Annotated in this window: 17 protein-coding genes; 4 read left to right on the forward strand and 13 right to left on the reverse strand. The window is 60.5% G+C overall.

The features are described from left to right. Nucleotides 1-103: 103 nt before the first annotated feature. From IB246_RS01375 to IB246_RS01435, 13 genes are all read right to left on the reverse strand, one after another. On the reverse strand, nt 104-1,216 hold the full coding sequence (locus IB246_RS01375) for a mannuronate-specific alginate lyase (RefSeq protein WP_008038990.1): 1,113 nt from the start codon (nt 1,214-1,216) through the stop codon (nt 104-106). Beyond that, the gene (locus tag IB246_RS01380; RefSeq protein WP_008038989.1) at nt 1,216-2,613 is read right to left on the reverse strand and encodes an alginate O-acetyltransferase AlgX-related protein; all 1,398 of its coding nucleotides are present in this window, start codon (nt 2,611-2,613) and stop codon (nt 1,216-1,218) included. Before IB246_RS01380 ends, IB246_RS01375 begins: the two co-directional genes overlap by 1 nt. Before the next feature lie 11 nt (nt 2,614-2,624). Beyond that, nucleotides 2,625-4,142, reverse strand: a complete 1,518-nt coding sequence (algG, locus tag IB246_RS01385) for a mannuronan 5-epimerase AlgG (protein ID WP_008038977.1) — start codon at nt 4,140-4,142, stop codon at nt 2,625-2,627. An 83-nt stretch (nt 4,143-4,225) separates the two neighbouring features. Further along, nucleotides 4,226-5,614, reverse strand: a complete 1,389-nt coding sequence (locus IB246_RS01390) for an alginate export family protein (protein ID WP_223436639.1) — start codon at nt 5,612-5,614, stop codon at nt 4,226-4,228. 41 nt (nt 5,615-5,655) lie between these two features. Next, nucleotides 5,656-6,948 (reverse strand): alginate biosynthesis protein AlgK, encoded by a 1,293-nt coding sequence (locus tag IB246_RS01395; RefSeq protein WP_225608992.1) that lies wholly within the window; start codon nt 6,946-6,948, stop codon nt 5,656-5,658. Between the two features lie 104 nt (nt 6,949-7,052). Continuing rightward, nucleotides 7,053-8,267, reverse strand: coding sequence for an alginate biosynthesis protein Alg44 (locus tag IB246_RS01400; protein WP_008038966.1), 1,215 nt, complete (start codon nt 8,265-8,267; stop codon nt 7,053-7,055). Between the two features lie 64 nt (nt 8,268-8,331). After that, entirely contained in the window at nt 8,332-9,813 is a 1,482-nt protein-coding gene (locus IB246_RS01405; protein ID WP_008038964.1) for a glycosyltransferase family 2 protein, read from the reverse strand. Nucleotides 9,814-9,870: 57 nt separating this feature from the next. Continuing rightward, nucleotides 9,871-11,181, reverse strand: a complete 1,311-nt coding sequence (locus IB246_RS01410; RefSeq protein ID WP_008038962.1) for a nucleotide sugar dehydrogenase — start codon at nt 11,179-11,181, stop codon at nt 9,871-9,873. Between the two features lie 590 nt (nt 11,182-11,771). Next, entirely contained in the window at nt 11,772-13,187 is a 1,416-nt protein-coding gene (locus IB246_RS01415) for a purine-cytosine permease family protein (protein ID WP_008038960.1), read from the reverse strand. A 268-nt stretch (nt 13,188-13,455) separates the two neighbouring features. Then, on the reverse strand, nt 13,456-14,607 hold the full coding sequence (gene argE / locus IB246_RS01420; protein WP_008038958.1) for an acetylornithine deacetylase: 1,152 nt from the start codon (nt 14,605-14,607) through the stop codon (nt 13,456-13,458). Further along, the gene (locus IB246_RS01425) at nt 14,604-15,281 is read right to left on the reverse strand and encodes a DUF1028 domain-containing protein (protein WP_008038956.1); all 678 of its coding nucleotides are present in this window, start codon (nt 15,279-15,281) and stop codon (nt 14,604-14,606) included. Before IB246_RS01425 ends, argE begins: the two co-directional genes overlap by 4 nt. Before the next feature lie 121 nt (nt 15,282-15,402). After that, nucleotides 15,403-15,819 (reverse strand): RidA family protein, encoded by a 417-nt coding sequence (locus tag IB246_RS01430; protein ID WP_008038953.1) that lies wholly within the window; start codon nt 15,817-15,819, stop codon nt 15,403-15,405. A gap of 21 nt (nt 15,820-15,840) precedes the next feature. Continuing rightward, nucleotides 15,841-17,151 carry a flavin-containing monooxygenase gene (locus tag IB246_RS01435; protein ID WP_032832474.1) on the reverse strand — a complete coding sequence of 437 codons (1,311 nt, stop codon included), beginning with the start codon at nt 17,149-17,151 and terminating at the stop codon, nt 15,841-15,843. A gap of 207 nt (nt 17,152-17,358) precedes the next feature. Between IB246_RS01435 and IB246_RS01440 the strand changes: the two genes are divergently transcribed. The 4 genes from IB246_RS01440 (at nt 17,359) to IB246_RS01455 (ending at nt 21,208) form a co-directional block, all read left to right on the forward strand. Continuing rightward, nucleotides 17,359-18,330 carry a bifunctional helix-turn-helix transcriptional regulator/GNAT family N-acetyltransferase gene (locus IB246_RS01440; RefSeq protein ID WP_008038948.1) on the forward strand — a complete coding sequence of 324 codons (972 nt, stop codon included), beginning with the start codon at nt 17,359-17,361 and terminating at the stop codon, nt 18,328-18,330. A 39-nt stretch (nt 18,331-18,369) separates the two neighbouring features. Then, nucleotides 18,370-18,750, forward strand: coding sequence for a RidA family protein (locus IB246_RS01445; protein WP_008027160.1), 381 nt, complete (start codon nt 18,370-18,372; stop codon nt 18,748-18,750). A gap of 247 nt (nt 18,751-18,997) precedes the next feature. Continuing rightward, nucleotides 18,998-20,092 carry an alpha/beta hydrolase gene (locus tag IB246_RS01450; protein WP_008038946.1) on the forward strand — a complete coding sequence of 365 codons (1,095 nt, stop codon included), beginning with the start codon at nt 18,998-19,000 and terminating at the stop codon, nt 20,090-20,092. Between the two features lie 60 nt (nt 20,093-20,152). Continuing rightward, complete coding sequence (locus tag IB246_RS01455) at nt 20,153-21,208, forward strand: alpha/beta hydrolase (RefSeq protein ID WP_008038944.1); 1,056 nt, start codon at nt 20,153-20,155, stop codon at nt 21,206-21,208. Nucleotides 21,209-21,214: the final 6 nt, after the last annotated feature.

Here is a 21,214-nt window from a genome sequence, read left to right on the forward strand (position 1 = left end):
TTCTTTCCTCCCACACCTTCATCGTTCGATATGAAGGCGCTTCGAACAGCGAAGGACTGCCTTCCATTATTTGAAACACAAGCTCAATTCAAAGTGGCCGCAATCAGGGGCGTGCCGGCTGTTGCACCTGGTCTTTCTGGTCTGCAAACAGCTGGGTGATGTCGCCGCCCAGGCGGTAGTTTTTCATCGGTTCGACCGATTGGCGCCAGCGGTTGGTTTGCGCTGAGCAGTCGTATAGGGCGCAGTACGGTTCCAGCCAGGCAAACTTGCCATCCTCGTTGAGGTCTTCGAGTGCTTGCTTGTGGCCGGTCTTGCGTTCGAACAAACCTGGATTCTTGATGCCTTCTTCTACCCGCGTCGCCAGACGCCGCATGGCGCCGTGGTTTTCTTCGCGCAGGTCGACGCCGTTGGCTTGGGCGAAGGAGGCGATCATCATCAGCGGCCCCATCGCGTAGTTATGGTAAGCCAGAGCACGGGTGTCGCGGCCCAATTCGTTGGGCAGATACCCGTCGGCATCGACCTGGGACGCGCCGATGCGAAACTGTGCAACCGACCAGTCGAACAGGTCACGCCGGTCAACCACCACCGAGGCCGCCATGACGGACCATGCCGCCCAATACTGGTGATTGTTGAGGCGGTCCAGCGGTTGGTCGCGCCAGTCCCGCACTACCTGTTCGGCGAGTTTGCCGATCCAGGCTTCGATGGGACGGGTCTGCGCTTCACGGCCTTTCAATGGCTGTGAACGCGAAAACTTGAGCCGCAGGTACGCCGAAGAAATACTGCCCAGCGCCCATTTGCGCATCGACTTGCCGGTGTGGGTGTAGGTGGTGCTCAGCAGCGCCTGCGCCTTGGCCCAATCGCCCAGCCAGCTCAGCGTGCAGTCCACATGACCGGGGCGGCCGAGCCGCAGATAGGCGGCGACTTGTTTGTTGACGCCTTTTTCCAGTTCGTTGATATCGCCGGACATTTCTTTGTAGCGTTTGTTGGACTCTGCGTTGAGCTGATCCCGAGCCTTGCCCGAGCCTTCGTATTTGCTGGGGATCAGCAGGTCGCCGGTATAGGGTTTGGGCGTCGACGGACAGCTCTGCGCGTCGCCCTTTTTCTCTGTGGCTGGCGCGTAATAGCCCTGCGGCGGGCGAAGTTGTGCGGCCGCTTGCATGATCGGCCCCATCAGAATGAAGGCCACGCCAATGGCGGCCCAGTGTGCCGGGCGCATCAGTTTTCCTCCGTCTGCGCGGTGCGCAGGGTCGGTGCTGCCGTAATGGCGGGTTTGACGCACAGTCGGGTCGAAAGCCCTGTGGTGGTCATACCCGGCGGCGGTTGCACGTCCATGGAAAGAAGCGTCTGTTCGCCCCAATCCCCGTCGCCGCGCAGCTCGAAGGCGAAGCGGCCCTGGGTATTGACCGTCGGCGAACGGCTCAAACTGAGGTTTTCCTGGCGGCCGTTCAGGTAGGTCAGGGTCGCGTTCAGCAGGCGCACGCCGGGATCCGCGAACTTGAGGTCGACCTGATAACGATTGCCCTTGATCGGATACACGTTGCCGCCACTGCCGTTGAACAACACTTGATTGCGCCCACTGTGCAGGGTCGCCTGGCTTTTGAGCAGCGGGGACTGGTTGTCGCAGCCATCGCTCAGCGCCGCCATTGCCTGGCGGTAGAAGCTGGGTTTGCCAAGGCTGTCGAGGTTGTCGGTTTCCCACACCAGCACCGCCGGCGGGGTGTTCTGGAAGTCGTCGCCGAGCAGGTAGGCGATCAACGAATCATCGTAGCCACCGCCCGGTACGCTGAAGTTGCGGACCGGCGTCTCCAGGTATTGTTCAAGGAAACCGGGGAAGTTGAACAGCTCGCTGCTGGCGCTGGTGCCGATCAGTGCGACCTTGGCCGGACCCTTGGCATCGCCTTGGGCGCGGGTTTGATAACGGGTCACATACTGCGCCGCATAACCGTTGCCGCAGATCTGTGCGGCGGCTTTTTGCAGCGTGCCCGAGCGTCCCAACAGGCCGGCCGGTTGGCTGGCAAAGACCTGATGCGGCAACGCCTTGAGCACATCGTTGCCCTTGAGCGTCTGGGCTACCAATTGGGCACTGCGGTCGGCGCCATAGGGCGTCCAGTTGTGATCGCCCTTGAAGTAGAAGGGCTGCCCGGCGGGCTGTGGCGAACTCAGCAGGTTGGCAAAGTCGGGCGCCAGAATGCCCAGGCCGCGCACCCGGTCCAGGGTTTGCAGGTAGTTTTGCCGGGCCCTGGCCTGATCGAAGCTGGCCAGTTCCAGCGGCGTCAGGCGGTCGGCGTGCAGCAGGCCGCGACTGGGTGGCATCACCAACACCAGTTCGACCCCACGCTGGGCGAGCCCGTCGCGCAGGCGCTTGAGGGCTTTGTAACCGCTCTCATCGAGGCCGAAGTCGGTGCGCAAATCGGTACGGGTGCGAAACAGCCACTGGTCCTTGGCCTCCACCAGCGTCGCGTAGTTTTTCAGTTCCGGTGGCTCGTAATAGGTCGCCTGCGCCGCTTGCGGGCACAGCTGGCAGCAGGCCTCGGCCGTGTATTGCGGCTGCGCCTGTGCCCCCATCGACATGGACAGCAGGCCAAGCGCGGCAAATCCATGAAAGGTGTTCATCGGCAGGCTCCTCACAGTGTCTCGGGCAGAATCAACGCGGCGGCGTGGCGGCGCAGGAGGATGTCCATCAAGTCGCCCTGGACGTCCCCCAGCAAACCGGTGAAGGCCAGGCCGTCCTGTTTCTGCGGCGCGAGAAAGGTCAAGTCATAGAGTTCCAGGCGCGAGGGTGAAAACACGGCGATGGGGCTGGAACCGTTGCCGATCAGCTTGCCGCCGACCACGGTGAGCGACAGTTTGGCTTCGTAGGGGTCTTCCTTGAGATCGCGGTCGCTGCCACGCAAATCCTTGGTGTGGCCATAGATCCCGGTCAGGGCGTTGGCCATCAGCTCGTTTTCGTACAGGCGCACGCCGGTGCTGTTGCGCACACGGATCCCGTGTCGGTCATTGTCCGCCGCGCGGTTGCGCCAGATCAGGTTATTGCCGCTCTCGTACAAGGTGATGCCGTCGGAGCGGTTTTTGTAGGTTTCGTTGTAGGCCAGCAGGTTATTGACGCTGGAACGGTCCAGGACGATGCCCGACAGATGATTGTTGTAGGTGCGGTTGTAGATGATCCAGCTGTCGTTGACCTCGCGCGAGAGGATGATGCCGTGCTTCTTGTGGGTATCGAAGACATCGTTATGGGCAATGATCAGCCGGCGCGAACGGTCGTGCGGGTCGATGCCATATACGATGTTTGCGCGATAGGTGTTGCGCAGAATCACCACGTCGTCGGCCTCGTAGCAATAGAAGCCGAAATAGTTGTCGATGAACTGCGAATTGATCAGCCAGCCGGTCGGTTTCTTGCGCTTCATCTTCGGCGCCATGCTCGGGCTGTACTGGGAAATACTCACCCCATAACTCTTGCTCTCGGTGTAGCCGAAGCTGGTGATGGTGCTGTTGACGATGTAGGTCTCGGTGCCGCCCCAGGAAATCAGGAACGGGCGAAACGTTTCCTCTTTTTTGAACCAGGCCGGGCTGTCGTCTTTCTCGCTCCAGGCGCTGACCTTGGTATCGGTAATGAACAGTTTGCCGTCGTTGACCAGGAAGGAACCGCCGTCCTGGGACAAGCGCAGTTCCTTGACCGATTTGTCGATATGCAGCGTCCCGCCGGGACGGATGACGATCGGCAAGCGCGCCAGAAATACCCCCGGTGCGGTCTCGCGCAGGGCTGTCTGCGGCAGGCTGCGTGCCAGTTGCGTCAGGCTCATGTAGCCACGGTCGATGAAGATCGCCACGGGCATTTGCTTCTGGCGCACCACCCATTCCTTGAAGCGGTCCTGGCCGCCGATGAACTCATCAAGCGCGCTCTCCTTGAGCATCGGCTGGATCAAGGCACGGCCGGCGGGCTTGTAGGCAATCTTCGCGGCGACTGCCTCGGCGGTATAGCCGGACAGGTCGGGCATTTTCGGTTCCTTGATCAGCAACGGTTTTCCCGGAGCCTCGCTGATGCTGTAGCGCGGTATCAGGAGGTCACCTGCCGCACTGGCACCTGCCGTCTGCACCAACAGCATTGCGGCGAGCATCAGTCCTATCTTGACGACACGGTCCATAAGTCTCACTCATCCAAAAGGCAGCCGGTTGTGATCAATGTGCCGTTGCCCGCGATGGCTTCAGCGCGGGCAGCCACCGGGTCCTAGATTTTCCAGACGAAATCGATGAACGCCCGGTGCATGCTCGAATCGGTGTCGTTGGCGTAGGCGTCACCGGGGAAGAACACGCCCAGACGCAGGCGGATCAGTGCCGAGGGTTCGTCGACCCAATCCACCATGCTCGCGGGCAACAGGCCTTGCTTGAAGTACTTGGTCATGACCAGATCGACTTCCTGGCCCAGGTCCTTCTCGCCGTCCACCAGCGCCGCATTGATGATCCCGTCGTCGCCGGTTTCCGTCTGGTCGTCGACCCGCCAGAAGCGGTGGTAGACGAGGCTGGCGTCGTAGTCCTCGCGATACGACCAGGCGCCGAACAGCGTTGCTGTCTGGAGGTTGCTCAGTTCACCGCGAAAGGCTTCGCCGAAGCGGTGTACCCGTGAGCGCGTGCCGGTGTAGTTCGAGCGGTTGCTTTGCAGGCCGGTTTGCTGGAACTGGTTCTCCTGGTCGTTGCCGCCGCCATCGCCACGGGCGGCGGCAGCACCGAGGCGCCAGGCGTCATCGATGTTCCAGCGCAAGCCCAGGTCCGCGGCCCAGGAATTGACGTCGCCGCTGGTGTGGCCTGTCGCGATTCGATCGCCGGAAGGGACGATCACGCTGTTGAGGTTGTCGCGATCGCCGGTCAGCCAGGTTGCGTTGACCCAGTAATTGAGCGGCATCGTCGAGCGATAGTTGTAGCCGTCACCGTTCGCTTCAAGGCCGACCCAGGTCAGGCTGCCGGTGGTGGTCTTGTCGAGTGTGTCGAGTCGGTCACCGGGGTCCGGCAGATTGCCGCTGTCTTCCGAGTGATGTACACGCAAGCCGACCCAATTGTTGGGCGTCCATTGCGTAGAGATGTCGGCGAAGGCATGGGAACGGTCTTTGTCTTCCGGTGCCAGGTCGTCCAGGTCGGTGCGGTAGTCGGAAAAGCGTTGAGCGGCGCCGACGTGGCTGCGCAGCAACGTGGTTTCAAAGGTCCAGTTGAGCGCTTCGATGTTGGTGTCCATCCACTCGCCGCTGTCCTCGCGCAGACGCTGGCGCCCCAGGCGCAGATGCTCGCCTGGATAGGCCGTGATGCCCGAATAGTCGACCCAGAATTCGCGAAGCGCCAGGTAGCTGTCATCCGCTTCACGGGTGTTGCTGTCGTCGACGCCGTTGTTCACGGTGTCGGTGTCGATGGTGTCGGTCGCCGCTACCGCCTGGCCCATCACATAGGCGCTCCAGTTGCCCCATTGGCCAAAGGCCCAGGGGCGCAGGTCGAGGCCAATATCGTTGAGGGTGCCACCGGGTGCAGTGCCCAGGTCCCGGTCGTCCTGCGACTCGCCGGTAATCTTCACATCCAGGCCGAAATTCTTCGGCGCCACTTCCGCCGCCAGCACCAGACCGGCGCTGCACATCAGCGAAACTCCCAGACCATAACCTGCCAACAGTGCTTGTTTCATAGTAAGTCCTGTCCATTTTCCGGAGTTTGCAGCCTGGCGAGAGCCGCGCCCGTCAGACGGGCCTGAGCTTCTTCCTCAAGTAAGGGCTGCGCGATTTTCCTCTCTGCCGGGGTCATCCCCGACTGCACGGCCGACAGCACTGGCCCCGCATTTACCACGCCCTGGCGTTGCGCGAGTTGCGCAAAGACAAAGGCATTGATTCGATTGACCTTGACCCCGCGTGAATCGGAAAACATGTGCGCCAGCGCCAGGTCGGCATTGGGCGAACCGTTGCGCGCTGCCAGCAGCAAGTGTTGCAGCGCTTTCTGTGGTTCGACCTGGCCCAGATAACCGCGCCGGTACAACTGGCCGAGGTAGTAATGCGCCCCGACTTCACCGGCGGCGGCCGCCTTGAGCAAGTGCTCTTGCGCCAGGCGCGGATCCTGCGGCAGCCATTTGCCGAGGTAATACAGGCGCCCGGTCAGCAGTTCCGCCCGTGGGTCGCCCGCTTCGCGCCCGCGCTGCAAGGCCGAGAGCAACTGCGGCGCATCGCCTTGGGCGGGGTAGTCGTCGATCAGCCGCGCCAGGCTGGTCCAGGCCGGTGGATAGTCGGGTGCCAGTTCCTCGAGCAGGCGCTGGGCGCTTTGCGGATCGGCCGGGCCTTCGAGTGTCGGCGTCGACAGAACGCGCGCCACCGATTCGACCCGCAAGGGCGCGACTCGTCCCTCGCGCCACCCCTGGCGCAACTGCGCCAGCAAGTCCGCTTGCGCCTTGGGCTGGGCGCGCATTCGGTTGATCGTGGCCAGCTCCACATAACAGGCATCGAGTAATGCCAGTCTCGCCCGGCACATCTGCTCGATTTGCGGCAGGTGAGCGTTATAAGTGCCCTGATTGCGGTAAATCAGGATTTGCGCCAGGTCGGCCTCGACAATGCCTTGGGCGCGCCAGCCGTTGACCTTCTGCTGCGGATCCACCCCCGACGTCAGTTGCGGGTAGCCCAGGTACAACAAGGTCAGCGGCACCACGGCACTGAACTCGCCTTTGTCCAGCGCGCCTTCCAGCAATTGCCGGGCCTCTTGCACTTGCTTGGGATCCGTCGGTCCCTGACGCAGCAACACGCGGCCCAGACGTGACTGCGCCTTGACCGATTCCGGCGCGGCCTGCCGGTACAATCCCTCAGCCGCTTTCAGGCTCGCGGGGTCGCCCGCCGAGGCCGTCAAGTCGCCCATTCCGGCCTGGGCGTCGGCATAGCCGTCCTCGGCCAGCGGCGCGTAGTTCTTGCGAGCCGTTTCATAATCGCCGCGCGCCATGGCCTCGCGCGCCAAGCCTTGATCGGGGAGGGTGCCGCACCCATGAATCATTGTCAGGGCCGCGGCCAGCGCGGAAAACCGCAGCCCCGATCGCCATGCGCCGTTCATTTTCCGGCCGCCATGACTTTATTCGCCCAGGTGTTTTTCACCCAGGCATTGGCCGCCGAGGCACTCTGCACCCAGACATTGCCTTGCAGGTCTTCGATACTGACCTCCACCGGCCGCCCGGCCTGATCGGTTTGCAACGGACTGTCAGGCTCAATGGTGACCCGCAGGTCCGAGGCCAGGCCGCCGTTGTCCAGCGCCACCGCAGTGATTTTGCCCGCGCGTGGCTGTTCTTCGCCGATCAACTGGAAGCTCACCGCTTTGCCGGGCTGGATCTTGGCAAAATTCTTGTAGGGGAAGCGCGCCTCGATGGTTGCCACACCGTCGATTGGCATCAACTCGTACACCGTAGTGCCCTTGCCGACGACCTGGCCGTCCGGCACCAACTGCGACACCACCCGGCAATCGCAAGGGCTGGTCAGCGAACCTTGCAGGGTTCGGCTGAACAGGCGCTCAAGGTTTTCCGGGGTCGCCTGTCCGGGCGGCAGGTTGCCTTTCATCACATCCAGCAACGAGGCGGAAAAAGTCGCCAGCGGGGCGCCCTTGGCCACCACCGCCCCCACTTTGACTAACGAGTTGACGCTGCCGTCGCGCGGCAGACCGATCAGCTGGCCGGGCACATTGACCCGCGCCGATTCGGCATGGGTGACGAAATAAATGCCATACAACTGGTGCACCACATAACCAAAGGCAAACAGTCCCACCAGGAACATCAGCAGGCTTACCGCGGTGGCCCGCACGCGAGCGAGAATGCCCATGCCGTGGCCGCTTTCGTGCTTTCGCGGCTTGGTGAAGTTGTCGCGCTGCTGGGTCGAGAGCATGTCACCCAGGCTGATCACCCCGCCCGAGAGGTAAGAGGTGATCACGTAACGCAAGGCGGAAATCGCACGAGGGCGCAGGTTTTGAAACTCGCAACCTATGCGCTGCCCCTCGTCGTTAATCGAGCGCACGACAAACTCCACGTCGATGGCAAACCCCAGTGCATCGACCTGGAACACCAATTTGCCTTTGTGTTGCCGGCCCACGATCAGCGTTGTACCCGGCTGACTCAGGCTGAATCCGCCGGCTGACAAGTCGATCAGCTCGCAATCGAACGGCTCCCGGTCCGGCCCGTGAAACTTGATCCTCGCCGGCAGAGTCAGCCGCGCATGCTGACGCTGCACCTCCGACTCGTGCACGACATTGTCATCAACAGCAACAAAAGCTGTGTTCATAACGCGTTCCTTCCCATCGATTGAGTCCGATCCGGCACGGCCTGCCACGGCCCTGACACCTGCACTACACAATCCACATCAGCAGCGCGCAAAACACGCTGCCGGCCGAAAACGTCATGGCCCGCGACGACCAGGTATTGAACCAGCGCTGATAGCTCGCCAGCCCACGGTCGAGTTTGGTTTTCTGGCGCGTCCACGATTGCTGGTCGAGACGGAAGAACACATAGATCTTCACCATGGCGCCGACCAGCTGGTTGTAATAGAGAATCAGGGGATAAGCCGGCCCGACCGGGTGCCCCGACGCCAGCAACAGAAGGCTCAGGATCAGGCGCGTCACGCCGATCCAGAGCACATAAATCAGCAAGTAGGCGATGCTGTATTTGAGGCTGGCAATGATCGCCACCGACGGCCCGAGCAGGCTGGCCCACATCGATACGCGTTGGTCGAGCAACACCAGCGAGGTGAACCAGCCCAGCCGCCGCACGCCCAGGTGCAGGGCCCGTGAGTTTTGCCGCAGGTTATTGCCATACCAGCGGAACATCAGCTTGCGGCTGGCCTTGATGAAGTTCTTTTCCGGTGGATGCTCGACGGTGTTGATCGCCGCGTCGGGCACATAAAAGGTGTCGTAACCCAGCCGCATCAGGCTGTACCAACTGGACTTGTCATCGCCGGTCAAAAAGCGGAAACGCCCCAGGCGCCAGTGCTGCAGATAATCGCGCTCGACGTCTTGAATGAATCCGGGATCGGTCACCACTTGGGCGCGGAACACCGACATCCGCCCGGTCATTGTCAGCACCCGCTTGCCCAGTGCCATCGAGCACATATTGATGTGCCGCTGGGCGAACCGCAGCTTGTGCCATTCGCTCATCAGGTAGCTGCCGCGTACCTCGCAGAACTCATTGGTGGTCAACCCGCCGACGTTCGGAAAAAGCTTGAACCAGGGCACGGTCTGACGTACCAGCCCGGCGGAAAGCACGGTGTCGCCATCGACCACGGCCACCACCGCATCGGCGTCCGGCACGTGCCGGGAGATCGCCCGGAAACCATGGGCCAGGCCGTCGCGCTTGCCGGTGCCGGGAATCCGCACGAAGCTCAGCTTGACCTGCTCCGGCGGGGTATAGCTGTCCCAGAGTGCCTTGATCAGCAATTCATCGGCGAGCTCGACGATGGAACAGACCACCGTGGTCGGGTAACCACAACCGATGGCTTCTTCGATCACCGAGCGGTACACCTGCGCCGTGGTCAGCGCCTCGATCCGAAAACTGGTGACCAGCAAAAACACGTGCGACGGGTCGGCAATGCTGCCGAGCCGGGTGACTTTGCGTCTGTAGTAGGGGAACACCACATAAAGGAACAGTAACCCTCGTATGTAATGGACAGCCCCCATCGAGTAGCGCCAGATACCGACAGCCCCCAGCAACAGGAGAAAGTCCCTGGATTGGGGATCGAACACTGAGCGCGGCAGCAGCAGTGCAAGCCCCAGCAACGCGGTGACGTAAAACAGCCAGCCCGCCGCTTCGCGCAAGTAATCCCTGGCACCAGCCATACTTGTGACTCCTGTTCGATAAACCCGTATTGCCCGGGTTGCAGTTCGGTGACTCTCTTACCAGCAGATGCCTTCGAGCTGATCGTCACTGGTGTGTGGCATGAAACCCACCAGGTCAACCACCTGCTTGCCCTCGGGCACCTCTAGCGCGAGGGCTCTGAAGGACTCGTCACCGTTGCCAAGCACAATCACCTCCGCCTCGTCGATCACCTTCACAAGGTCTGCGCGTAGCAGCGAAGCCAGGTGCGGAATCTTCGATTCGATGTAGTCCTTGTTGGCGCCGTAGATGCGCGCGTATTCAACGTTGCGGTCGAAGATATGCAGGTCGTAGCCTTTGCCGATCAACATTTCGGCCAACTCCACCAGCGGGCTTTCGCGCAGGTCATCGGTGCCGGCCTTGAAGCTCAGGCCGAGCAGGGCGATACGCCGCTTGCCGTAACTGGTGATGATGTCGAAGGCTCGCTGAACCTGCGCCGCATTGCTGCGCATGATCGACGCCAGCAGCGGGTGCTCGACATCCAGTTGCCCGGCGCGGTAGTTCAGCGCACGCACATCCTTGGGCAGGCAGGAACCGCCGAACGCGAAACCTGGGCGCATGTAATAACGCGACAGGTTGAGCTTGGTGTCCTGGCAGACCACGTCCATCACATCGCGACCGTCCACGCCGGCAGCCTTCGCGATATTGCCGATCTCATTGGCGAAGGTGACTTTGGTCGCGTGCCAGACATTGCAGGTGTACTTGATCATCTCGGCCACTTCGATACTGCGGCGCAGGAGCGGCGCGTCCAGCTCTTGAAAGAGCGAGGCGAGCAGGTCGCCGCTGCGTTGGTCGAGTTCACCGATCACTGTCATGGGCGGACAGTTGTAGTCCTTGATCGCCGTACTTTCGCGCAGGAATTCCGGGTTGATCGCCACACCGAAGTCGACCCCGGCCTTCTTGCCGGAACAGTCTTCCAGTATCGGGATCACCACATTCTTGACGGTGCCCGGCAGTACCGTGCTGCGCACCACAACCGTATGCCAACTGTCCTTGGTGTGCAGGGCTTCGCCGATCTCGCGGCAGACCGACTCGATGTAGACCAGATCCAGATCGCCATTCTTCTTGCAGGGCGTTCCGACGCAGAGGAATGACATCTGCGTGTCCATCACGGCTGCCTTTACATTACTGCTGCCGCGCAGCCGCCCTGAATTCACTCCCTGTTCGAGCAGCGGTTCCAGGCCGGGTTCGACGATAGGCGATTTACCCTGGTTGATCAGGTCAATCTTGACTTGCGAGACATCCACGCCGATTACGTCATGACCGCGAGCAGACAGACAGCCCGCGCATACAGCGCCCACATACCCCAGACCAAATATGCTGATACGCATTGGTAAGTTCCCCATATACCCGGATTTCGGATGGCCGTCGGCATGCCACACAGGCCGACAGTTGCTCTATTTGGCTAACTAAGCGGCAGTTTGGTTCAACGTGTTTTTCGGGCCAGCAATCGCAGAACCAAGAGTGTAGACAAACATCTTCCTGGCACTGTCATTTTTTTTAACAGGAATTTCGAACAGTTCGCGCCAGCAATATAAAGAGTGGGGGTTACAAGGAAGGTGCCAAAAGACAGTATGTGAATTGCAAATAAAAAACATCAACAAAAACAGATGGATATCTAACTTATTTCGTTTTGTCATATGAGTAGAATATGTATTTTTGCACCAAAATCAGGCAGGTAGATATATCGTTTTTTTGAAGCGGCACTGGCGCGGTGCAACGCCAGCGTTACAATTTTGCAATCAGCCAGATCAATTTTTTATTAGAGTGTAAAGTTGCTGAGACATGTCAAATTTTCAATAACGGTTTTGTTGGCGTTTTTATTATGCGTGATAGTCAATATCTTGGAGCTGCATAATATGATCAAGCAATAAAAAACCGCATTAATGCGGTTTTTTATTGCGGTTGAAATGTGAGGGAGTTAGAGGCTATTGGCCAGTTTCCCGGTGGAGAGGCGGCGCTTGTACGCGGTGTCGCGATTGGCCAGCCAGTAGTAGAGCGGCGAGGTGATGATCAGGCCCACCAGCCAGGACAGGTCAGCCCCATTGATGTGCTGCGAAATCGGTCCGACGTACAGCGGCGTGTTCATGAACGGAATCTGCACCACGATCCCGATCGCATACGCCAACAGTGCCTGCGGGTTGTACCGGCCGTAGATGCCGCCATCGACCTTGAAGATCGAATTGATGTCGTACTGGCCTTTGTGGATGGCGTAGAAGTCGATCAGGTTGATCGCGGTCCATGGCACCAACACCACGAGCAACACCAGCACCATGTCGACGAAGTGGCCGATGAAGTTGGCGGAGGCGCCGACGGCGGCGAAGCAGCAGGCAGCGAGGAGGATGATCGACAGGATGGCGCGGCTTTTGGCGGTGGGGATCCAGCGGTAGGCGAAGGTTTGCACCAGGGTGATCAACGACAGCACCGCGCCATAGAGGTTGAGGGCGTTGTGGCTGATGACACTGAGCAGGAACAGCACGAGCATCAACGGGCCGATGGAGCCGGTGGCGAGTTTGACGGCGTCCATGGTGTCCATGCCGACGGGCGTGGCGAGGACGGCGACGGCGCCGAAAATGAACGAGAGGCTGGAACCGAGCACGGTGCCCAGATAAGTCGTCCAGAAGGTTGCGGCGACGGGTACGTTGGCCGGCAGGTAGCGCGAGTAGTCGGAGACGTAAGGCGCGAAAGCGATCTGCCAGAGTGCGGCAAGGGACACGGTGGCGAGCCAGCCGGAAATATTGAAGCTGCCGCGTGTGAGGAAGTCGGCGGTCTGCACGTGGGTGAAGATGTAGCCGAAGCCGAGCACGATACCCGCGCCGAGCACCCAGGTGCCGATGCGGTTGAGCACGTGAATGAAGCGATAGCCGATGATGCCGATAATGCCTGAACCGAGGGCGCCGATGACGATGCCGACCGGCACCGGCACGCTGTCGACCACGCCATGCAGGGACTTGCCGGCGAGGACGATATTGGAGGCGAAGAAGCCGATGTACATGATGCCGGCGATCAGCACCACCAGCAGCGCGCCGAGGGAACCGAACTGGGCGCGGCTCTGGATCATTTGCGGGATGCCCATCTGCGGGCCCTGCGCCGAGTGCAGTGCCATCAGCACGCCGCCGACCAGGTGGCCGACGAGGATGGCGACAATGCCCCACACCAGGTTGAGGTGAAACATCTGCACGCCGAGGGCGCCGGTGACGATGGGCAGCGGGGCGATGTTGCCGCCGAACCAGAGGGTGAAAAGGTCACGGGTTTTGCCGTGGCGATCTTCGGGTGGCACGTAGCCGATGGTGTGTTTTTCGATGAGTGGGGCGGGGGTTGTTGCTGCGGTAACCATGACGGACTCCAAGGCAATTTTGAGTACGTGGACGTACTTCGGTGAGCGCCGCGTGGGGCGACGCTTTTCTTGTTGGAGTTGATGATGTGCGGTGGGGTGGGATAGATAAATTAGTAGTTTTGTTGGTACAGACGTTAAAAAAAGTAGGTCCATGGGTCGCCCAAAAACCCTGTAGGAGCCGGCTTGCTGGCGATGGCGATTTTGAGGACGCCATCGCCAGCAAGCCGGCTCCTACATTGGTGAGCGCGTGCGGTTGCGAGTGTTGGTTTTATCGGCTGATGAACGCGAGCATTCGTTGCAGCATTTCATCGCAGCGGTTCAATTGTTCGAGGCTGACGAACTCATCTGGTTTATGGCCCTGATCCATGCTCCCGGGGCCGCAGACAACGGTGGGGATTCCTGCTGCATCGAACAGGCCGCCCTCGGTGCCGAAGGCCACTGTTCCAAATTCCCTGGAGCCGGAAAATGCAGCGATCAACTCAGCCGCTTCGCTGTGGGCGTCCGTCGCCAATCCGGGATACGCCGACAACTCACTGAAGCGAATCTCGCTCTGTTCACTGACCGCACGCATTCGCGGCAGCACTTGCTGCTCGGCGTAGGCTTTCAATTCCTGGGCGACTTCACTTGGATCATGCGAGGGCAGGGCGCGTATTTCGAAGTCGAACCGGCAATCGGCCGGGACAATGTTCAACGCTTTGCCTCCGGAAATAACACCGGTTTGTACGGTGGAAAATGGCGGATCGAAACGCGCGTCGTGATGCTCGGGCGCTTTCAGGCGGTTACCGATCCGTCCCAGCTTACCGATCAATTCGGCGGCGTACTCAATGGCATTGACCCCAAGCGGCGCATACGCCGAATGGCACGCTTCACCGTGAATATCACAGCGCATCGCCAGTTTTCCCTTGTGCCCGAGCACCGGTTTCAGCTCAGTCGGTTCTCCAATGATGCACAGCATCGGTTTGACCAGGCGTTGTTCCAGCTCCGCCAGTAAGGAGCGTACACCGAGGCAGCCGACCTCTTCATCGTACGAAAGCGCGATGTGCACCGGCAGTCTCAGCGAAGCGTTTACCAAGGATGGAGCGAGGGCAAGCACGCAAGCAATGAAGCCCTTCATGTCCGCCGTACCGCGACCATACAACTTGCCATCGCGCTCGGTCAGTTCGAACGGCGCAACGGTCCACGGCTGGCCATCGACGGGCACCACATCGGTATGTCCCGACAGCACGATGCCCGGCTTGTCCGCCGGGCCGATCGTGGCAAACAGATTGGCCTTGCTGCGCTGCTCGTTGTAGATCAGTTCACAAGGCACATCGAGACTCGCGAGATAGTCACGGACAAACTCGATGAGCTGCAGGTTCGATTCGCGGCTCGTGGTGTCGAACGCCACCAGGGTTTGCAGCACGTCGCGGCTGCTGCTCATCGGTCGTCTCCGGCGACGCCGTAGCCAGGGGATTTGTCCGGGGCGAGGGCGCGGTCGATGTAGTCCTGGACTTGTGGGCGGTAGGCATCCCAGAGTTTTTCCAACCCGCCGATAGGGTCTTCATCTGCCCAGTCGACTCGCAGGTTGATGATCGGCCAGGTCAGTTCGCCGACCACCACCATCGCTGCCGAATGCACCGGCCCGGCTTCGCCACCAGCGGCGATGGCAGCTTTCATCGCGGCGAGCAAGCGGTCGGCGAGTTGACCTTCGCCGTGTTCGAAGGCCTCGACCATCGCCTCGATCACGCCCCGGTCCGCAAGCATGTTGCCGGCGGCCACACATTGTTCGCCGGACACGGCGTTGTGGTTGCCCAGGGTTTGCGCACCGCTGAAGTGGGCGGTCTGGCCGAGGTGGTCGATGGCGGTGATCTGCCGGTATTGGCTGTAGCCGTTGCGCGTGAGGACCTTGTCCAGCGCATCGAAGGGCGCGAGGCCTTGCTCCATCAGGGCAAGGACGTCCGGGCCGAGGGAGGGCAGGGTGATGTTTTGCGTGGAGACGGCGCCGACGCCCGGCAGCAGCCACGGACAGCGGGCGCCGACGGCGATGCTGGAGGAACTGATGGCGATGCCGAACTGACCGGTTTCGGGGCAACGGGCGGCGATGGAGAAGGTCATGGGTTTTACTCCTTGGCAAATGAGGTGTCTGGGCGGGCCTCTTCGCGAGCAAGCTTCGCTCCTACAGGAAATCCGGTTCACCTGTAGGAGCGAAGCTTGCTCGCGAAGGCCGCGACTCGGTCTACTCGGGAATCACCGCAATCACATCAATCTCCATCAACCACTGCGGTTGCCCCAACGCCGATACCACCAACCCGGTCGAAATCGGAAACACACCTTTCAACCACTTCCCGACTTCCTGATACACCGGCTCGCGATACCGCGGATCGATCAGGTAAGTCGTGGTTTTGACGATGTGACTGAGGTCGCTGCCAGCCTCTTCCAGTAACTGCTTGACGTTGCGCATGGCTTGCTCGGTTTGCGCACGCGGGTCGCCAAGGCCCACCAGACGGCCTTCGAAATCAGTCCCGACCTGGCCACGGACATAAACCGTATTGCCGGCGCGGACCGCCTGGCACAGGTCATTGTCCAGGCTCTGGTTCGGGTAGGTTTCCTTGGTGTTGAACATGCGAATACGGGTATGGGTTGGCGTGGACATGTGAAGCTCCTGGAAAATGGCTTAAGCGCTGACAGTTTTTTTAGGGGCGAGCGAAACAACTTCCGCCTCGCGTTGCGCCGCATCGTGGTAGTCGAGGTACGAACGCTGAATGGCGATGTGATCCGCCACGTACTTGGCGTCATGCCAAACGCCCCAGATGAACGAAGAGCCACGACGGGACTGCCAAGGCAAACCGAGGAAATACACCCCCGGTTCGCTCGACACACCGCGTTGATGCTGCGGCTTGCCCTTGTCGTCGAAGGCATCGACCTTCAGCCAGCTGTAGTCCGTGGCAAAACCGGTGGCCCAGATGATCGAGGTCACGCCGGCCTTGGCCAGGTCCAGCTCAAGAATCGGATGGGTCACACAGTCCGGATCGGGGAAGGTGATGCGCGCTTCCGGTTCTTGCGGCAGGTCCAGGCCATTGCGTTCGATGTAGGCGTCGGCGGCGTTGAGCAGCGCCAGATAATTCTCGTCGCCACGCGCCAGGTTCTCGGCCAGGTTCGGCTGGAAGGTCGCCACGCCGCCGTTGAACGCCTGGGTCAGGCCGACCAGCGTCATGCCGCGATGAGCGAGGCCGCGGAAGTCCACCGTACGGCCGCCATGTGCGCCGCTGACCGCGATGGTCACGTGTTCGCGACCGGGCTTCATTGCCGCTTGATCCCACTCGCCAAGCACCCCCAGCCACCAGCAGAAATCACGGTTGCGATAGGCGCGAGGCGGGCGGTCGTGGGCACCGACGGAGAGGTAAACCTGCTTGCCGGCCCGCTGCAATTCATCGGCGATCTGAACGCCGGACGAGCCCGCGCCAACCACCAGCACCGCGCCTTCAGGCAGTTGCTGCGGGTTGCGATAATCGGCGGAGTGGATTTGCAGGAATGGCTGATCCTGCGGCGCAATCGGCGGGATGACCGGCCGCTGGAAAGGCCCGGTGGCGGCGACCACACGGTTGGCCTCGATCACGCCTTCAGAAGTTTCGATGGTGAAACCCGGACGGCCAACGTTGCGTTCAACTTTCAGCACGTCCACGCCGGTGCGGATCGGCGCGTTGAATTTCTTCGCGTAGGCTTCGAAGTAATCGGCCACGCGTTCTTTCGGCGCAAATTCGTCGGGGCTGAGGTCGTCAAAATCAAGGCCGGGAAAACGGTCGTGCCACGCCGGACCATTCGCCACCAGCGAATCCCAGCGCCCGGTGCGCCAGCGTTCGGCGATACGGTTGCGTTCCAGCACCAGGTGCGGCACGCCGAGTTTGCTCAGGTGTTCACTCATGGCCACGCCAGCCTGGCCGGCACCAACAATCAGCGTATCTGTTTTTATTTTTTCAGTGGTCATCTCTATACCCTTCGAGTTGGATTTAGGTCGCGAACGGCCTGCCATTTCTTGGGCTCAAGACTAGGGATGACCCTGTTATCGGTAAAATATTATTAAGCTGGCATTTGAGTATAAATAACTGATGCAGAGCGTTTGACTCCGCGCCTGTTGAACCCTCGCGCTGAAATATGGTTGTATGGTGCAACTATTTTTCAGGGGAGGCCTGAAGTGACCACTCATCCCGCTCTGGTTGAAGAAATCCGCTCTGCGTCGCGCACGATGGTGCGTGAGTTGGGCTTCATGCGCGCCACGCTGGCGGCGACCGACTACTCACCTTCAGCCGTACACGCGCTGCTGGAAATCGAAGCACACCTGGCGCTGACCGCCGCTCAACTCGTGCAATTGCTCGATCTGGACAAGTCCAGTGTCAGCCGCATGGTGGCCAAGCTCATCAAGGCCGGCGAGCTGGTGGAGAGCGCCGACAGCGATGGTCGCGTCAAGCGCCTGCAATTGACGAAGCAGGGCCGGCGCACGGTGGCTGCGATCCATGCTTACGGGCGAACGCAGGTCCAAACGGCGCTGGAGCACTTGAATCCATCACAACAACAAGCGGTCGCCCAGGGGCTGGCGGCGTATGCCCACGCCCTGAATGCACACCGTACCGGCGAAGGAAAAGCGCCGGGCAACCCGGTCGAGATCAGCGTCGGTTACCGTCCCGGTGTCGTTGGGCGCGTGACTGAAATGCATGCCGCCTTTTACGCCAGGCACTCAGGGTTCGGGCAATTCTTCGAGAGCAAGGTCGCCAGCGGCATCGCTGAGTTCGTGGGGCGTCTGGACCAGCCTTGCAACAACCTCTGGGTGGCGACAGTGAATGATCGCATCGTCGGCTCGATCGCCATCGACGGGCAGGATCTGGGCAATAACCAGGCCCACCTGCGCTGGTTCATCCTTGATGACGGTTGCCGTGGTGGCGGGGTGGGGCGCCAGTTGCTGCGCGAGGCGGTGGAGTTCTGCGACCGGTTCGGCTTCGAGGCGATTGAGCTGGCAACGTTCAAGGGTCTGGACGCCGCGCGTCGACTTTATGAAGCCGCAGGTTTTGAGCTGACCCACGAACAACAAGGCAGTCAGTGGGGCAGCGTGGTGACTGAACAGCAATTCACCCGCCGCAGGGGAGGCGCAAGTCACCCGGTGAAGCTGTAAACTCCCCACACTTTTTACTTCCTCGAACAAGAGAACCCCATGGCGAACCAAGACATCACCTTCACCCCTGATCCCGACGCGGATTCCATCTCCTCCGACGTGGCCGGCTTCAACGGCATCCTGGTCTCCACGCAGATCCCGACTCGCGCCGACGGCAGCCTGGAACTGGGCGACATCACCCTGCAGAGCGAATGCACGTTGCAGGCATTGAAGGTCGCACTGGAGCGCGCCGGCAGTTCCATGGACCGCGTCATGCACCTGACCATCTACCTCACCGACATGGCCGACCGCGCCGCGTTCAACGAGGTGTACAAGCGCTTCTTCGCCAAACCGTGGCCGGTGCGTGCGGCTGTTGGCGTGGCGTCGCTGGCAGTTGAAGGCATGCGTGTGGAAGTGACCGCGATGGCAGCCAAGGGCTGAGCAAAATGGTAGGAGCAGCCGGTCGACGCTCGATTGCTCGCGATGAACTCAGGCGCAACGCGCTTATTCAGAAAGCCCGCGTTATCGTTGGCCTCCATCGCGAGCAGGCTCGCTCCTACAGGGAAAGTGTTGGGCTTTCTCATCACATTTATGTGATTTTGGTATTAGTGCTATCCGATTAGTACTGTTTATCAATCAATAGTCTGAGGGTAAGTTGCTTCTCTGCGTTTCTCGCCGAGAGTACCCCATGACCCATCCCGTTATTCTCTATCGTGTTTCAGCCCTGGCAAAGGCAGGCACCCTGTGTTTTGCCCTGTGCACCTCTGCGGTCGCCGAAGCGGACGAGCGCAGTCCGCTGGTCATCAAGGAGCAGGGCAGCGTGATTGCCGGCGGGAGGGTTGAGACTCAGCCGGGCATCTTTGACCCGTACAAGCCTGCCCTGTCTGATGGCCAAAGCTACCATGGCGACCATGTGTATGCGTTCTACCAGGTCCCGGTTGACGCTCGCCCGTTGCCGATTGTCATGTGGCATGGCGCGGGGCAGTCTGCGAAATCCTGGGAAACGACGGCTGACGGACGCGAAGGGTTTCAGAACATCTTCTTGCGTCGCGGCTTCTCCACCTGGTTGATCGACCAGCCGCGCCGTGGCGATGCCGGACGCAGTCTGGTTGAAACGACGATCAAACCGGTGGCGGACGAGCAGATGTGGTTCAACCAGTTCCGCATTGGCCTGTGGCCCGACACTTTCGAGGGCAGCCAATTCCCTCGGGGGCCGCAGGCGCTGGAGCAGTTCTTCCGCTCGATGACACCCAACACCGGCCCTTATGACATTGAGGTCGTATCCGATGGCGTATCCGCGCTGCTGGAAAAGACGGGGCCGGCCATTCTGTTTACCCACTCGCAAGGTGGCGGGCCCGGTTGGCTGACGGCGATCAAGAGCCGCCATGTGCGGGCTATCGTCGCATTTGAACCGGGCAGCAGCTTCGTGTTTCCCGAGGGGGAGGGGCCCGTGCCGATCCCCAGCGCGTTCGACACAGTCTCGGCACAGATCGTCTCGAAGGAACAGTTCGAAGCGTTGACCCGTATCCCCATCCTCATCTTCTACGGCGACAACATCCCCGACAAACCGGTTCGTTTGCCTGCTCAGGACAGCTGGCGCGCGCGACTTGAGATGGCGCGCCTGTGGCGTGATGCGGTGAATCGCCATGGCGGTGACGTCAGGCTCATCCACTTGCCGGAGATCGGGATCAAGGGCAATAGCCACTTCCCGTTCTCGGACATGAACAACATCGAGATCGCGGACCTGGTTTCGACCTTTCTCGCAGAAAAAAATCTTGATTGATTACGCGCGCGGCAATGGCTGCCGTGCATTTTGGAAACAGGAATTGGCAGGAATATTCATATGACGCGAACCACGATAAAGGCCACATTCCTGGCCGCCATGATCGGGATGTCCGGAGCCGAAGTCGAGGCAGGGGACTACAAGCAGAATCCATTCACATTGACCTACGGTGGCGCGCTGACGAAGAACGAGCCCGGAAAGGTCAACATCCATCCGGTCACCTACAAACTCAATGGCCTGGACATTGCCGCCAACGTTTACACCCCCGCGAACTATGACTCGGCGAAGAAGTACCCGGTTGTTGTCGTGGCGCATCCCAATGGCGGGGTGAAGGAGCAGGTTGCAGGCCTGTATGCCCAGCGCCTGGCAGATCAGGGCTATATCACGATCACTGCGGATGCGGCGTATCAGGGAGGCAGTGGCGGTCAGCCGCGCAACGTCGACAAACCAACGAACCGCGTCGAAGACATCCATGGCATGGCGGATTTTATCGCTGGCTATCCGGGCGCCGACGGCTCGCGTTTGGGCTTGCTCGGTATCTGCGGCGGTGGCGGCTATTCATTGAAGGCGGCGCAAACCGACAAGCGCTTCCAGTCCATCGCAACGGTGAGCATGTTCAATTCCGGACTGGTACGGCGCAATGGCTACAGGGATTCGCAGCTGTCCACCGTTCAGGAGCGTTTACGGCAGGCTTCGGCTGCCCGTGCCCAGGAAGCGGCGGGCGGAGAAATCCTCTACACCGGCGATGCCAAACTCACCGACGAGCAGATCGCCAAGCTGCCATTTGATTTGTATCGGCAGGGTTTTGAGTACTACGGCAAGACTCATGCTCACCCCAACTCGACCTTCAGATACACCCTGAGCAGCCTGCTGGACCTGATGAGCTTCGATGCGACGGATCAGATCGAACTGATCGACAAGCCGTTGCTGATGATCGCGGGCAGCAAGGCGGACAGCCTGTATATGTCGGAGCAAGCCTTTGCCAAGGCCACCGGTACTCAGGACAAGAAGCTGTTCACCATCGATGGCGCAACTCATATCGAAACCTATTGGGTGCCTGAGTATGTGGACGTCGCCATTGCGCAGTTGAACGCGTTTTACGCCAGAACGCTCTGACTTGGG

This window comes from Pseudomonas sp. PDM01 (assembly GCF_014852325.1).
In the GTDB taxonomy this organism is placed as follows: domain Bacteria; phylum Pseudomonadota; class Gammaproteobacteria; order Pseudomonadales; family Pseudomonadaceae; genus Aquipseudomonas; species Aquipseudomonas migulae.

Bases quoted from the DNA above. Each gene is read 5' to 3' on its own strand.
- IB246_RS01375 (WP_008038990.1), bottom strand. From the start codon at position 1,216: ATGCGCCCGGCACACTGGGCCGCCATTGGCGTGGCCTTCATTCTGATG.
- IB246_RS01380 (WP_008038989.1), bottom strand. From the start codon at position 2,613: ATGAACACCTTTCATGGATTTGCCGCGCTTGGCCTGCTGTCCATGTCG.
- algG (WP_008038977.1), bottom strand. From the start codon at position 4,142: ATGGACCGTGTCGTCAAGATAGGACTGATGCTCGCCGCAATGCTGTTG.
- IB246_RS01390 (WP_223436639.1), bottom strand. From the start codon at position 5,614: ATGTGCAGCGCCGGTCTGGTGCTGGCGGCGGAAGTGGCGCCGAAGAAT.
- IB246_RS01395 (WP_225608992.1), bottom strand. From the start codon at position 6,948: ATGGCGCGCGGCGATTATGAAACGGCTCGCAAGAACTACGCGCCGCTG.
- IB246_RS01400 (WP_008038966.1), bottom strand. From the start codon at position 8,267: ATGAACACAGCTTTTGTTGCTGTTGATGACAATGTCGTGCACGAGTCG.
- IB246_RS01405 (WP_008038964.1), bottom strand. From the start codon at position 9,813: ATGGCTGGTGCCAGGGATTACTTGCGCGAAGCGGCGGGCTGGCTGTTT.
- IB246_RS01410 (WP_008038962.1), bottom strand. From the start codon at position 11,181: ATGCGTATCAGCATATTTGGTCTGGGGTATGTGGGCGCTGTATGCGCG.
- IB246_RS01415 (WP_008038960.1), bottom strand. From the start codon at position 13,187: ATGGTTACCGCAGCAACAACCCCCGCCCCACTCATCGAAAAACACACC.
- argE (WP_008038958.1), bottom strand. From the start codon at position 14,607: ATGAGCAGCAGCCGCGACGTGCTGCAAACCCTGGTGGCGTTCGACACC.
- IB246_RS01425 (WP_008038956.1), bottom strand. From the start codon at position 15,281: ATGACCTTCTCCATCGCCGCCCGTTGCCCCGAAACCGGTCAGTTCGGC.
- IB246_RS01430 (WP_008038953.1), bottom strand. From the start codon at position 15,819: ATGTCCACGCCAACCCATACCCGTATTCGCATGTTCAACACCAAGGAA.
- IB246_RS01435 (WP_032832474.1), bottom strand. From the start codon at position 17,151: ATGACCACTGAAAAAATAAAAACAGATACGCTGATTGTTGGTGCCGGC.
- IB246_RS01445 (WP_008027160.1), top strand. From the start codon at position 18,370: ATGGCGAACCAAGACATCACCTTCACCCCTGATCCCGACGCGGATTCC.
- IB246_RS01450 (WP_008038946.1), top strand. From the start codon at position 18,998: ATGACCCATCCCGTTATTCTCTATCGTGTTTCAGCCCTGGCAAAGGCA.
- IB246_RS01455 (WP_008038944.1), top strand. From the start codon at position 20,153: ATGACGCGAACCACGATAAAGGCCACATTCCTGGCCGCCATGATCGGG.